At 73.6% G+C, this 12,641-nt stretch carries 14 protein-coding genes; 10 read left to right on the top strand and 4 right to left on the bottom strand.

Annotation, left to right across the window (positions count from 1 at the left end; genetic code table 11):
• Nucleotides 1-7 precede the first annotated feature (7 nt).
• Both V5D56_RS08835 and V5D56_RS08840 read right to left on the bottom strand, forming a co-directional pair.
• Nucleotides 8-664, bottom strand: coding sequence for a potassium channel family protein (locus V5D56_RS08835; protein WP_435738986.1), 657 nt, complete (start codon nt 662-664; stop codon nt 8-10).
• Nucleotides 665-840: 176 nt separating this feature from the next.
• The gene (locus tag V5D56_RS08840) at nt 841-2,217 is read right to left on the bottom strand and encodes a TrkH family potassium uptake protein (protein WP_435738671.1); all 1,377 of its coding nucleotides are present in this window, start codon (nt 2,215-2,217) and stop codon (nt 841-843) included.
• Nucleotides 2,218-2,313: 96 nt separating this feature from the next.
• Here V5D56_RS08840 and V5D56_RS08845 point away from each other — a divergent pair, with 96 nt between their 5' ends.
• Nucleotides 2,314-3,546, top strand: a complete 1,233-nt coding sequence (locus tag V5D56_RS08845; protein WP_435738672.1) for an acetoin utilization protein AcuC — start codon at nt 2,314-2,316, stop codon at nt 3,544-3,546.
• Nucleotides 3,547-3,764: 218 nt separating this feature from the next.
• Nucleotides 3,765-3,863 (top strand): 30S ribosomal protein bS22, encoded by a 99-nt coding sequence (locus V5D56_RS08850; protein WP_003792170.1) that lies wholly within the window; start codon nt 3,765-3,767, stop codon nt 3,861-3,863.
• 89 nt (nt 3,864-3,952) lie between these two features.
• Here V5D56_RS08850 and V5D56_RS08855 read toward each other — a convergent pair whose 3' ends face one another.
• On the bottom strand, nt 3,953-4,768 hold the full coding sequence (locus V5D56_RS08855) for an HAD family hydrolase (protein WP_435738673.1): 816 nt from the start codon (nt 4,766-4,768) through the stop codon (nt 3,953-3,955).
• A gap of 48 nt (nt 4,769-4,816) precedes the next feature.
• Here V5D56_RS08855 and V5D56_RS08860 point away from each other — a divergent pair, with 48 nt between their 5' ends.
• Both V5D56_RS08860 and V5D56_RS08865 read left to right on the top strand, forming a co-directional pair.
• Nucleotides 4,817-5,155: a glutaredoxin family protein gene (locus V5D56_RS08860; protein ID WP_435738674.1), complete on the top strand. Its 339-nt coding sequence runs from the start codon at nt 4,817-4,819 to the stop codon at nt 5,153-5,155.
• A 63-nt stretch (nt 5,156-5,218) separates the two neighbouring features.
• A complete protein-coding gene (locus V5D56_RS08865; protein WP_435738675.1) occupies nt 5,219-5,890 on the top strand; it encodes a redox-sensing transcriptional repressor Rex in 672 nt (223 codons plus the stop codon).
• A 148-nt stretch (nt 5,891-6,038) separates the two neighbouring features.
• On the opposite strand, the gene V5D56_RS08870 is transcribed toward V5D56_RS08865, so the two are convergent.
• Nucleotides 6,039-6,590 (bottom strand): YceI family protein, encoded by a 552-nt coding sequence (locus V5D56_RS08870; RefSeq protein WP_435738676.1) that lies wholly within the window; start codon nt 6,588-6,590, stop codon nt 6,039-6,041.
• A gap of 186 nt (nt 6,591-6,776) precedes the next feature.
• Between V5D56_RS08870 and V5D56_RS08875 the strand changes: the two genes are divergently transcribed.
• The 6 genes from V5D56_RS08875 to ccsB all read left to right on the top strand — a co-directional run bounded on the left by V5D56_RS08875 (nt 6,777) and on the right by ccsB (nt 12,538).
• Nucleotides 6,777-7,280, top strand: a complete 504-nt coding sequence (locus V5D56_RS08875) for a MarR family winged helix-turn-helix transcriptional regulator (protein ID WP_435738677.1) — start codon at nt 6,777-6,779, stop codon at nt 7,278-7,280.
• Nucleotides 7,281-7,326: 46 nt separating this feature from the next.
• Entirely contained in the window at nt 7,327-7,998 is a 672-nt protein-coding gene (locus V5D56_RS08880; protein ID WP_435738678.1) for a histidine phosphatase family protein, read from the top strand.
• Between the two features lie 106 nt (nt 7,999-8,104).
• Entirely contained in the window at nt 8,105-8,728 is a 624-nt protein-coding gene (locus V5D56_RS08885; RefSeq protein WP_435738679.1) for a TlpA family protein disulfide reductase, read from the top strand.
• A gap of 101 nt (nt 8,729-8,829) precedes the next feature.
• The gene (locus tag V5D56_RS08890) at nt 8,830-9,564 is read left to right on the top strand and encodes a cytochrome c biogenesis CcdA family protein (RefSeq protein WP_435738987.1); all 735 of its coding nucleotides are present in this window, start codon (nt 8,830-8,832) and stop codon (nt 9,562-9,564) included.
• A complete protein-coding gene (gene resB / locus V5D56_RS08895) occupies nt 9,564-11,447 on the top strand; it encodes a cytochrome c biogenesis protein ResB (RefSeq protein ID WP_435738680.1) in 1,884 nt (627 codons plus the stop codon). The genes V5D56_RS08890 and resB overlap by 1 nt, the downstream gene beginning before the upstream one ends.
• Entirely contained in the window at nt 11,444-12,538 is a 1,095-nt protein-coding gene (gene ccsB / locus V5D56_RS08900) for a c-type cytochrome biogenesis protein CcsB (RefSeq protein ID WP_435738681.1), read from the top strand. The genes resB and ccsB overlap by 4 nt, the downstream gene beginning before the upstream one ends.
• Nucleotides 12,539-12,641: the final 103 nt, after the last annotated feature.

Here is a 12,641-nt window from a genome sequence, read left to right on the forward strand (position 1 = left end):
CCGTCCGTCACGGGCGCGCGGCGAACCTCTCGAGCAGCTCGGCGTGGCCGGACACGATGAGCAGGTCGTTCGCGCTGATGCGGGTCTCGGGCGTGGCGTAGAGGAACTCCTCGCCGGGAGACTTCACGCCGATCACGGTGACGCCGTAGCGCTCGCGCACCTTGGACTGGGCGAGGGTGAAGCCCTGCACCTCCTTCGGCGGGCGCATCTTGACGATCGTGAAGCCGTCCTCGACCTCGATGTAGTCGAGGAGCTTGCCGGAGACGAGGTGCGCGACGCGCGCCCCCGCGTCCGCCTCGGGGAAGACGACGTGGTGCGCACCGATGCGCTGGAGGATGCGGCCGTGCTCCGCGGAGATCGCCTTGGCCCAGATCTGCGGCGTCCCCAGGTCGACGAGGTTGCCCGTGATGAGCACGCTCGCCTCCAGCGACGTCCCGACGCCCACGACCGCGACCGGGAAGTCGCGCGCCCCGAGCTGCTCGAGCGCGACGGGGTTCGACGCGTCCGCCTCGACCAGCGGGATCTGGCCGCTCCACTGCGCGACGAGGTCCTCGTCCCGCTCCACGGCGAGCACGTCCTGGCCGAGCCGGTCGAGGGTCGCGGCGATCGCCGACCCGAACCGGCCCAGGCCGATGACGAGCACGCCCGCGTCCTTGCGCGGCACCTTCGCCTCGTCGCGGCGGGCGCGCTCGGCACGACCGCGCTCGACGATGCGCCGGGCGACCGGGTCGACCGGGGTCCGGTCCTTGTCGGTCGCCGGGAAGAGGGGGTCGGTCACGAGTACGGCCTTCCTGGGTGTGGAGTCGTCGTCGAAGCGTAGGGCCTGCACGGCAGGGAGCGTCAGCCGATGATCGGACGCTCCTCGGGGTAGCGCACGATGCGGCGCCGGTCCCGCAGCGCGAGCGCGGCGGCGAACGTCATGGTCCCGGTACGACCGATGAACATCAGGGCGACGAGGACGTACTTCCCGGCGTCGGGGAGGGTCGGCGTGATCCCGGTGCTGAGGCCGACGGTCGCGAAGGCGGAGATCGTCTCGAAGAGGATGACGTCGAGCGACGCGCCCGTGATCTCCAGCAGGAGCAGGCTCGACAGGAGCACCGCCGTCGCACCGACGAACGACACCGCGACGGCGAGGCGCAGCGTGTCCCGCGGGATGCGCCGGCCGTAGGCCTCCATGTCCCGGTCGCCCCGGGCCTCGGACACGATGGCGATGAGCATGACGGCGAGCGTCGTGACCTTGATGCCGCCCGCGGTGGACGCCGACCCGCCGCCGACGAACATCAGCGCGTCGGTGATGAGCCAGCTCGCCTCGTGCATCTCGGCGGTGTCGACGGTCGAGAACCCGCCCGAGCGGGGCATGACGCCGGCGAAGAGGGACGCGAGCAGCTTCTCCCCGACGGAGAGCGGGCCGAGCGTCCCCTTGTTCCCCCACTCGAGCGCCGCGAACAGCACCGTGCCGACGACCACGAGGGCGGCGCTCATGGTCAGCGTGAGCTTGGTGTGCAGGCTCCACTTCCCCGCGCGGCGGCGGTTGCGCATGACGTTGAGGATCACGGGGAAGCCGAGCGAGCCGATGAAGACCCCGAGGATGATCGGCAGGCACAGCATCCAGTCCCCGACGTACGGCATGAGGCCGTGCTCGGTGGGGACGAAGCCCGCGTTGTTGAACGCCGAGATGCCGTAGAAGATCCCGTGCCACGCCGCCTCGCCGAACGTCTCCTCGAGGACGATGAACCGGGGCAGCAGCAGGAGCGCGATGAGCAGCTCGAGCGACGTCGACGTGATGATGACGACCCGCACGAGCGAGCCGACCTCGCCGAGCCGCGTCGTCTTCGTCTCCGACGCGGTGAGGAGCTTCTGCGTGAGGCCGATGCGGCGCGAGACCGCCATGCCGAGGATCGACGCGAGGGTCATGACGCCGAGACCGCCGACCTTGATCCCGACGAGGATGACGACCTGGCCGTAGAACGACCAGTACGTGCCCGTCGGCACCACCACGAGGCCGGTCACGCACACCGCGGACGTCGCCGTGAAGAGCGCGTCGACGAACGGCGCCGAGCGGCCCGACGCCGTCGCCCACGGCGCGAGCAGGAGGGCCGTGAACAGTGCGATGACCGCCGCGAAGACCGTCACGGCGAGCCGGGCGGGGGACTGGCGGGCGAGGCGGTCGACGATCTCGCGCCCCTTGAAGAGGCGACCGTTCAGCCCTGACGGCATCGGTCCCCCCACCCAGGCTTCGGTCGCACCACGAGCGCAACTCTGCCATGCGGCCCGGGGCGCGTCATGTCGCCCCACCGGGCGATACCGTGAGCCATGCCCAGCAGCGACCCGACGCCGCCCTCACGTGCCGCCGAGGCGGTCGACGACGCCGGACCCCGCCGTGCGCACGTCGCCTGGGGGCCGGAGCTCCTCGGGTACGACTTCGGTCCCGGCCACCCCATGGCACCGACGCGGCTCGACCTGACGATGCGGCTCGTGCGCGACCTGGGCCTCCTCGACGGCGCGGAGGTCGACGTGGTCGGCCCGGCGCCGGCCGACGACGCCGTGCTCGCGCTCGTCCACGACGCCGCGTACGTCGCCGCGGTCCGGGCGGCGTCGGACCACGGCACCACCGACCCGCACCGCGGGCTCGGCACGGAGGACGACCCGGTCTTCCCGGGGATGCACGAGGCGGCGGCGCGGATCGTCGGGGGCTCGTGCGCCGCGGCCGACGCGATCGCCTCCGGCGCCGCCCGGCACGCCGTCAACATCGCCGGTGGCATGCACCACGCGAAGCCCGGCGCGGCCTCGGGGTTCTGCGTGTACAACGACGCCGCGGTCGCGATCCGTCGCCTGCGCGCGCAGGGTGTCGGGCGCGTCGCGTACGTCGACCTCGACGCGCACCACGGGGACGGCGTGGAGGAGGTGTTCTGGGACGACCCGGACGTGCTCACCGTGTCCGTGCACCAGAGCGGGGCGACCCTGTTCCCGGGGACCGGCCACCCGACCGACGTCGGCGGCCCGGGTGCCGAGGGCAGCGCCGTCAACGTGGCGCTGCCGCGCCGGACCGACGGCGCCCGGTGGCTGCGCGCGGTCGACGCCGTCGTGCCGCCGGTGCTGCGCGCGTTCCGCCCCGACGTGCTCGTCACCCAGCACGGCTGCGACGCCCATGGCGACGACCCCCTGTCCGACCTCGACGTGTCCGTCGCCGCGCAGCGCACGGCGGCCGCCCGGATGCACGGGCTCGCGCACGAGCTGACGGACGGGCGGTGGCTCGCGCTGGGGGGCGGCGGCTACGCGATCGCGCGCGTCGTGCCCCTCGTGTGGTCGGCGGTCGTGGGGGAGGTGGTCCACGCCCCCGTGGCGGCCGACCGCGAGCTGCCGGCGGCGTGGCGCGAGCTCGTCGCCGACGTCGCGGGGTACGACGCACCGCCGTCGTTCGGCCCCGACGTCGCCTGGCGCCCCTGGGCCGCAGGGTTCGACCCGGACGACGCCGTCGACCGTGCCGTGCTCGCGACCCGGCGCGCCGTCTTCCCCCACCTCGGCCTCGACCCGCACTTCGACTGACGTCCGCTCGCCCCCGTCGGCCCCGCGTTCGAGGCCACCGGCGCGAGCAGGTAGGCTAAGGGGCGGATTTCTCTCGTGTTGGTCGGCTCGTGGTCCACGAAACCTGATCAACCGTGGACCACGCGGCAGTCGCTCGACCGGTTCGGACCGTTCCGTCGCCGGCCGCCGACCCGCCGACCAGCTGCCGACCAGCACCGACCAAGCATTGCGAGGACCGTATGGGCTCCGTCATCAAGAAGCGCCGCAAGCGGATGGCCAAGAAGAAGCACCGCAAGCTGCTTCGCAAGACGCGCCACCAGCGTCGTAACAAGAAGTGACGTCGCGCGCGTCCTGACGCGCACCGACCGCCGAGCCCGGCACCCCGACGAGGGGTGGCCGGGCTCGCTGCGTTCCGCAGGCCGTCCCGCTAGAGACGCGCGATCCGCCGGTCGACGGCGCGCCGCACGGACCGCAGCACGAGCGCCCCCGCCCACACGGCGCCGGCCCAGCTCGCGGTGCGGACGCCGCTGCGGGCGACGCGACGTCGTCGGCCGCGGAACTCGCGGATGGGCCACCCGACGTCCTGCGCGTGGCGACGCAGCCGCGCGTCGGGGTTGATCGGGCACGGGTGGCCGACCGCGTTCATCATCGCGACGTCGTTGAGCGAGTCGCCGTAGGCGTACGAGGCCTCGAGGTCGATGCCCTCCCGCTCGGCGAGGGCCCGCACGGCGTCGGCCTTCGCGCGCCCGTGCATGAGGTCGCCGACGAGCCGGCCGGTGTAGAAGCCGTCCTCGTGCTCCGCGACGGTCCCGAGGGCCCCGGTGGTGCCGAGCCGGCGCGCGATGAGCTCCCCGATCTCGACGGGGGTCGCGGAGACGAGCCACACCTGGTCGCCCGCGGCGAGGTGCTCGTCGAGGAGGCGGCGCGTGCCGGGGTAGATGCGCAGGGAGAGGACGGTGTCGTACACCTCCTCGCCGATCGCGGTGATCTCGGCGACGGACCGCCCGGCGATGAGGTCGAGCGCGCGGGACCGGATGCGGTCGATCTGCTTGCGGCTCTCGCCGAGGACGAGGTAGCGCGCCTGGTGCGCGGCGAACCGGACGAGGTCCGTCGTGGAGAAGAACTCGCGGCGGTACAGCGCCTGCGCGAGGTGGAACGAGGACGCGCCCCGGATGATCGTGTTGTCGACGTCGAAGAACGCCGCCGTGCGGCGGGCGGGCGGCTGCCCGGGGGACGTCGGCATGTCGTCCACTCTATCGGCGCCCGGCGGGCGTGCCCCTACCCTGGGACGGTGAGCGCCGCCCAGTCGTCCGGTCCTGCCGGCCCGTCGGAGCCGTCCGGCGCGCCCCGCCCCGTCCCGCCGCCCGTGCTGCTCTACGGCCGCGCCGGGTGCCACCTGTGCGACGACGCGCGGGCCGTCGTCGTGCAGGTCTGCGACGACGCGGGCGTGGCGTGGGCGGAGGTGGACCTCGACGACCCGGCGACGGACCCGGCCGTGCGCGAGCAGTACGGCGAGTACGTCCCGGTCGTCACGGTGGCCGGGGTGCAGCAGGGGTTCTGGCGCGTGGACGCGCGTCGCCTCGCGCGCGCGGTGGGACGGATTTCGGGCGGGCGCCCCGACCTGGGATGATCGGCACCGGGTACGCACGAGCGACCGTCGACGAGGACGGTCCCGGGACGACGGTGGTGGCAGGTGGCTGAGCAGTTTGTCGGTGAGGTGACGGTCCCGGGGATCCCGAGCGCCACGGTGGCGCGGCTCCCCTCCTACCTGCGCGCGCTGCGCGACCTCGTCGCGCGCGGCGTGACGACGACGTCGTCGGTGGAGCTCGCGGAGCTGTCGGGCGTCGGTCCGGCGCAGCTGCGCAAGGACCTGTCGTTCCTCGGGTCGTTCGGCACGCGCGGTGTCGGGTACGACGTGGACTCGTTGGCGCAGTACATCACCGAGGCGCTCGGGCTCGTCGACGAGCACCGGATCGCGATCGTCGGGATCGGCAACCTCGGGCACGCGCTCGCGAACTACTCGGGCTACGAGCAGCGCGGCTTCCACGTCGCGGCCCTGCTGGACGCCTCGCCCCAGGTGGTCGGGACGCGCGCGGCGGGGATCGTCGTCGAGCACGTGGACGCGCTCGAGGACGTCGTGGCCCGCGAGCGCGTGACGATCGTCGTCCTCGCGACGCCTGCCGCGCACGCGCAGGCCGTGACGGACCGCGTCGTCGCCGCGGGCGTCAAGGAGATCCTCAACTTCGCGCCGCGCGCGCTCCAGGTCCCGGCGGACGTCGACGTGCGCGGGGTGGACGTGGGCAGCGAGCTGCAGATCCTCGCGTTCCACTCGCAGGCGCGAGCGCTCGCCGAGGCCAGGGAGTGAACCGCGACCGGTGACGTCGCTCCGGGCGCGCGCCGACCTGCGGAGGGCGGGCACGGCGAGAGGCCGCGTGCTCGTGCACGCGGCCTCTCGGAGCGCCGCCCCTGCCGGAGGGCGACGGGTGCCCGGCCGGGGTGGCCGGGGTTCGGCGTCAGGCCTGCTTGATGGCCGAGACGTCGAGCGTGATCTTGATCTTGTCGCCGACGAGCACGCCGCCCGTCTCGAGCGCGGCGTTCCACGTGAGGTCGAACTCCTTGCGGGAGATCTCGGTCTTCGCCTCGAACCCGGCGCGCGCGTTGCCGAACGGGTCGGTCGCGGTGCCCGCGAACTCGGCCTCGAGCTCGACCGGCTTGGTCACGCCGTTGATGGTGAGGTCGCCGGTGATGACGTAGTCGTCGCCGTCGCCCTGGATGCTGCGCGACGCGAAGGTCCACGTCGGCTTGTTCTCCGCGTCCCAGAAGTCGGCGCTGCGCAGGTGGTTGTCGCGGTTCGCGTCGCCGGTGCTGACGGAGGCGGCGTCGAGCTCGGCGGAGACCGTCGAGGAGTCGAGGTCGTCGCCGACCGCGATCGTCCCACCGGTGATCGCGAGGGTCCCGCGGACCTTCGAGATGCCGGCGTGGCGGACGGTGAAGGCGGCCTGCGAGTGCGAGGCGTCGATGGCGTAGGTGCCGGCGGTGAGGCCGGTGGGCAGCGGCGTGGCCATGGTGGCTCCTTCAGATCGGTCGTGCAGTGCCTCGCAGGGTTCCGCGAGGAAGTCCATTGGTTGAAGATTCAACCACAGTCGCGGATATCAACGCGACCCTGTGCACGTCTATTCCCGGTGGATGGAAGAATTGTCAGGACGCCCCGCCGAACCACCCGAGGACCGGATGCACAGCCCGAGGAACGCATGAGCAGCCAGCACGTCTCCAGCACCGCCGCCACAGGGCGCGAGCCGCGCTGGCTCGACGCCCAGCAGCAGGCGCAGTGGCGCGCCTACCTCGACGGCACCGTGCGCTTCATCGAGGCGCTCAGCCGCGACCACGAGGAGCGCTCCTCGGTCTCGCTCAACGAGTACGAGCTCCTCGTCCGGCTCTCCGAGAGCCCGGACCACACGCTGCGCATGTCCGCCCTCGCCGACGGTCTCGCGCGCTCCCGGAGCCGGGTCACCCACACGGTCGCGCGCATGGAGGCGCGGGGCCTCGTGCGCCGGTCGGCCAGCGTCGGTGACCGGCGCGGGGTGAACTGCGCCATGACACCGGAGGGCTACGACGCCCTCGTGGCAGCCGCCCCGGCGCACGTCGCGGCCGTGCGCCGCTACATGGTGGACGTCCTGACGCCCGAGCAGTTCCGCGCGCTCGGCGAGGCGATGGCCGCGGTCGCCCAGGCGTGCAAGGCGGACGACGACGCCTGACACCCGGTGGCGGCCCACCGGGCCGGCCATCGCCGATACTGGACCCATGGTCTCCACCACCGTCCATCTGCTGCGTCACGGCGAGGTCCACAACCCTGACGGCATCCTGTACGGCCGCATCAGCGGCTACCACCTGTCCGAGCGCGGGCACGAGATGGCCCGGCGCGTCGCCGCCCACCTCGCGGGCGAGCCCGGGCCCGACGGCGCGTCCCGGCCGCGCGCCGACCTCACCGTCGTCGTCGCCTCCCCGCTCCAGCGGGCCCAGGAGACGGCGACACCCGCCGCGGAGGCGTTCGGCGTCGAGCTCGGCACCGACGAGCGGCTCATCGAGGCCGCGAACCACTTCGAGGGCATGACGTTCGGCGTCGGCGACGGGTCGCTGCGCCACCCCCAGCACTGGCGGTACCTCTGGAACCCGCTCCGTCCGTCGTGGGGCGAGCCGTACGTCGAGCAGGTCGCGCGCATGCGCGCCGCCGTCGCGGACGCGCGCGACAAGGCGGCAGGCCACGAGGCCCTGCTCGTGAGCCACCAGCTGCCGGTCTGGCTCACGCGGCTCAGCTACGAGAACCGGCGGCTGTGGCACGACCCGCGCAAGCGCGAGTGCGCGCTCGCGTCGCTCACGTCGCTCACGTTCGAGGACGACCGTCTCGTGGGGATCCACTACTCCGAGCCCGTCGCGGACCTCCTCCCGGGGGCGTCCCAGGTCGCCGGGGCGTGACGTCGGTCATGCTGCGCCGCCAGGACGCCCGTTGTGCCCCTTTTACCGGGCCGTCTCTCAGCCTCCGCTCAGGTTCGGGCGCGACAGTTCGACCCGTGATGCCGTCGTGACCGCCCGTCCTCGCGTGCGCGCCCTCGCGGCGACCGGGCTCGCCGTGGTCGCCGCCGTGACCCTGTCCGCGTGCGCCCAGGACTCGGGCGCGACGACCGACGTCGTGGGTCAGGGCTACGTCTCCGGCGACGGGTCCGTGCGCACGTGGGAGGCCGACGACCGGGGCGAGCCCGTCACCCTCACGGGCACGGACTACGAGGGCGAGGCCGTCGACACCAGCACGTGGCTCGGTGACGTCGTGGTGCTCAACACCTGGTACGCGGCGTGCGCGCCGTGCCGTGCCGAGGCCCCGGACCTCGTGGAGCTCGCGAAGGAGCGCGAGGCCGACGGCGTCCGTGTCGTCGGGATCAACACGACCGACGAGGCCGGAGCGGCGCAGGCGTTCCAGCGCACGTTCGAGGTGCCCTATCCCTCGATCGACGACCGCAGCGGCGAGGTCGTCGCGGCGCTCTCGGGCACGGTGCCGCTGCAGGCCGTGCCCTCGACCGTGGTGCTCGACCGCGAGGGGCGGGTCGCCGCGCGCGTCGTCGGCCTCGTGGAGGGCACGACGCTCGGCGCGCTCGTCGACGACGTGCTCGCCGAGGACCCGGACGGGTCCGCGGGCGAGGCGGCCGGCTGACCGTGTCTTCACTCTCGTCGCTCGCGTCGGCCGTGCCTCTCGGCACGTCGCTCGCCGCCGACGTCGGCGACACGTTCTCGACCACGGTGTTCAGCGGGTCGATGCTCCTCGCGATCCCCGTCGCGATCCTGGCCGGGCTGGTCTCCTTCGCTTCGCCGTGCGTGCTCCCGCTCGTGCCCGGCTATGTCGGGTACGTCAGCGGCATGGCCGCGGCGAACGCGGGGACCGCGGGCTCGCGCGTCGCCGTCGTCGCCCCCAGCCGTGGCCGTGTGCTCGCCGGCGTCGGTCTGTTCGTCGCCGGCTTCACGGTCGTGTTCGTCACGCTCATGGTCGCCGCCGGAGCGGTCGGCGTGCACCTCGTGCGCTGGGAGGACGTCATCACGCGCGTGCTCGGCGTCGTCGTGATCCTCATGGGCTTCGCCTTCATGGGCGCCGTGCCGTTCCTCCAGCGCGAGCGCCGCCTGCACCTCAGCCCGCAGGCGGGGCTGTGGGGCGCGCCGCTCCTCGGCATCGTGTTCGGTCTGGGCTGGACCCCGTGCCTCGGCCCGACCCTCGCCGCCGTCCAGGTCCTGTCGCTCAACGAGGCGTCCGCGGGCCGCGGTGCGGTCCTCGGGGTCGCGTACTGCCTCGGGCTCGGGCTGCCGTTCCTCCTCATCGCGCTCGGTCTGCAGAGCTCGCAGCGGATGCTGGGCTTCCTGCGCCGCCACCGCCTCGCGGTCATGCGCGTGGGTGGTGCGCTCCTCGTGCTCATCGGCCTCGCGCTCGTCACGGGCCTGTGGGGCACGGTGACGACGGCGCTGCAGGGCTGGATCGGCGGATTCGTGACGGTGGTGTGATGAGCGACGAGAAGACCGAGCCGAGGTACCGGCCCGAGGGCATCCACGACGCGTTCGCCGAGGGCGGCCCCGAGGCGTCGGCCGCGTCTGGCGCGGGCGCCGGTGACGCGACGGGTGCGGCGGGTGCGACGGGGCCGAACGTCCCGAGGCTCGGGCTCGTCGGGACGCTGCGCTGGACGTGGCGCCAGCTGACGAGCATGCGCGTCGCGCTCATGCTGCTCATGCTCCTCGCCGTCGCGGCGGTGCCGGGTTCGGTCCTGCCGCAGCGCCCCCAGGACCCGGCGGCCGTGCTGCGCTACCTCCAGGACAACCCGACGACGGGCGAGTGGCTCGACCGCCTCGGGTTCTTCGACGTCTACGCGTCGGTCTGGTTCTCCGCGATCTACATCCTGCTGTTCGTGTCGCTCGTCGGCTGCATCCTGCCGCGGACGAAGGCCCACCTCCAGGCGCTGCGCAGCCGCCCGCCGCGCACGCCGCGCCGCTTCGACCGGTTTCCCGCGCAGGGGAGCGCCACGACCGACGCGTCGCCGGACGAGGTCGTGGCGGCCGCTGCGGGGCACCTGCGCGGGCGCGTCCGGTGGCTGCCGACGTTCCGGGTCGAGACGAGTGCGGAGGAGGCGGCGCCCGCCGTCGGCAAGCGGTCGGCGCGGCCGGCCGCGCGGACCGTGGCCGCGGAGCGCGGCTACGTGCGCGAGACGGGCAACCTCCTGTTCCACCTGTCGCTCCTCGGGCTGCTCGTCGCCGTCGCCCTCGGCCAGCTCCTGCACTACCGCGGGCAGGCGATCGTCACCGAGGACCGCGGCTTCGCGAACGCCGTCGTGGACTACGACACGTTCGAGAACGGCGCGTGGTTCCGGCCGTCGTCGCTCGTCCCGTTCTCCATGACGCTCGACCGGTTCGAGGCCGAGTTCGCCGCCGACGCCGTCGCGTTCGCCCAGTCGCGCGACTTCACCGCGTTCGTCACCGTGCGGGACCCGGACGGGCAGAGCCACGACGAGACCATCAAGGTCAACCACCCGCTCACCGCGGGCGGGGCCAAGATCTACCTCCAGGGCAACGGCTACGCGCCCGAGGTCACCGTGCGCGACGCCGAGGGCGAGGTCGCGTTCGCCGGCCGGGTGCCGTTCCTGCCCGAGGACACGATGTACACGTCGCGCGGCGTGATCAAGGTCCCGGACGTGTCGCCCGGGCTCGACCAGATCGGGCTCGTCGGGTCGTTCCTGCCGACGGCCGAGCTGAGCGCGGACGGCACGACGGCGAGCTCGGTCTACCCGCAGCCGATCAACCCGCTCCTCGTGCTCGAGGTGTACCGCGGCGACCTGGGACTCGACGAGGGCCTGCCGCAGAACGTGTACCGCCTCGACACCGAGGACCTCGAGCCGTCCGTCGACGCCGACGGCGAGCGCGTCAAGGTGCTCGTCGCCCCGGGGGAGACGGTCGAGCTGCCCGACGGCCTGGGCTCGATCACGTTCGAGTCCCTGCCGCGCTACGTCGCGCTCGACCTGCGCCACGACCCGTCGCTCACCTGGGTGCTCGTCTTCGCGCTCGGCGCGCTGGGCGGCCTCGCCGTGTCGCTGTTCACGCCGCGCCGTCGCGTGTGGGTGCGTGCCTGGCGCGAGCCCGTCCCCGACGACGCCGGGTCGGTCCCGGGCACGCCCCGGGAGCGGACCGTCGTCCGGGTCGCCGGGCTCGCGCGCGGCGACGACGCCGGGCTCCAGAACGAGGTGGACTCGCTTCTCGCCGCGCTCCCGGGCGTGGCACCATCGAGTGAGGGCGACCTCACCTCCGGTCCGGCGCGCTCGCGCGGGACCTCGTCCTCCGACGCCCGGGGGACCGCGACGACCGCGCGCGCCACGGGCCGCGCACGAAAGGCTGACCGATGACCGTGGCCGAGCTGAGCCAGGACCTCGTGTGGGCGGCGGCGACCGCGCTGACCGTCGCGCTCGTGGCGTTCGCGATCGACCTCGCGCGCCTCGCGGGCGCCCGCGACGACGAGCGGGCCGACGGGCGGGCGGCGGAGCGGGTCAGGCAGCGCGACGGCGCGACGGCGCCGGAGCGGACCGAGGCGCTCGCGGCGACCGGGGGGACCGCGGCGTCGGGCACGAGCGCGGCCACCTCGCCGTACGGGCCGGGGGACGACCTCGACGGCGCGCCGCTCGACGCCCCGGCGGGTGACGGTGGCGTCGACGGGCCCGCGCCGGTCTCGCGCAAGGCCGCCAACATCGGCATCTCGGTGACGTGGCTCGGCACGGCGCTGCTGCTCGCGGCGATCGTCACGCGGGGCATCGCGGCCGGCCGCACGCCGTGGGCCAACATGTACGAGTTCACGCTCGTCGGCAGCTTCGTCGCGCTCACCGTGTTTCTCGTCGTCTCGCTCAAGCGGGACGTGCGGTTCCTCGGCTCGTTCGTCACGGGCCTCGCGGTGCTCTTCCTCGTCCTCGCGCAGAACGCGTTCTTCGTCGTCGCCACGGGCGTGCAGCCCGCGCTCCAGTCGTACTGGCTCGTCATCCACGTGGGCGTCGCGATCATCGCCACGGGCATCTTCACCGTCGCGTTCCTCACGTCGGTCCTGCAGCTCCTGCGCGACTCGCGCGACGCGGGCAGCCCGATCCTCGGTCGGCGCGGCTGGCGCTGGCTCGACTCGACGCAGACGCCGACGCAGCTCGAGGGCCTGAGCTTCCGCCTCAACGCCGTGGCGTTCGTGCTGTGGACCTTCACGATCATCGGCGGCGCCATCTGGGCCGAGCACGCCTGGGGCCGCTACTGGGGCTGGGACCCCAAGGAGGTCTGGAGCTTCGTCGTCTGGGTCGTCTACGCGGCCTACCTGCACGCGCGCACGACGCGCGGCTGGTCCGGCCGTCGTGCCGCGTACTTCGTGGTCGTCGGGTACGCGTGCGTGCTGTTCAACTTCACGGGCGTCAACCTGCTGTTCAACGGCAAGCACTCGTACTCGGGTCTCAACCCGGGCGACTGACGCCTCCCCGCAGCGTCCTCCGCGCAGAGAGGCGGTCGCGTGCTGGCGCGCCGACGGCCTGGCGGGCCGCCGGACGAGCCGGTGTGCGGGGTCCGCGGTCGGG

It is taken from the genome of Cellulosimicrobium sp. PMB13, assembly GCF_051294865.1.
Classification (GTDB): Bacteria; Actinomycetota; Actinomycetes; order Actinomycetales; family Cellulomonadaceae; genus Cellulosimicrobium.

Bases quoted from the DNA above. Each gene is read 5' to 3' on its own strand.
- V5D56_RS08840 (WP_435738671.1), bottom strand. From the start codon at position 2,217: ATGCCGTCAGGGCTGAACGGTCGCCTCTTCAAGGGGCGCGAGATCGTC.
- V5D56_RS08845 (WP_435738672.1), top strand. From the start codon at position 2,314: ATGCCCAGCAGCGACCCGACGCCGCCCTCACGTGCCGCCGAGGCGGTC.
- V5D56_RS08850 (WP_003792170.1), top strand. From the start codon at position 3,765: ATGGGCTCCGTCATCAAGAAGCGCCGCAAGCGGATGGCCAAGAAGAAG.
- V5D56_RS08855 (WP_435738673.1), bottom strand. From the start codon at position 4,768: ATGCCGACGTCCCCCGGGCAGCCGCCCGCCCGCCGCACGGCGGCGTTC.
- V5D56_RS08870 (WP_435738676.1), bottom strand. From the start codon at position 6,590: ATGGCCACGCCGCTGCCCACCGGCCTCACCGCCGGCACCTACGCCATC.
- V5D56_RS08875 (WP_435738677.1), top strand. From the start codon at position 6,777: ATGAGCAGCCAGCACGTCTCCAGCACCGCCGCCACAGGGCGCGAGCCG.
- V5D56_RS08880 (WP_435738678.1), top strand. From the start codon at position 7,327: ATGGTCTCCACCACCGTCCATCTGCTGCGTCACGGCGAGGTCCACAAC.
- V5D56_RS08890 (WP_435738987.1), top strand. From the start codon at position 8,830: ATGCTCCTCGCGATCCCCGTCGCGATCCTGGCCGGGCTGGTCTCCTTC.
- resB (WP_435738680.1), top strand. From the start codon at position 9,564: ATGAGCGACGAGAAGACCGAGCCGAGGTACCGGCCCGAGGGCATCCAC.
- ccsB (WP_435738681.1), top strand. From the start codon at position 11,444: ATGACCGTGGCCGAGCTGAGCCAGGACCTCGTGTGGGCGGCGGCGACC.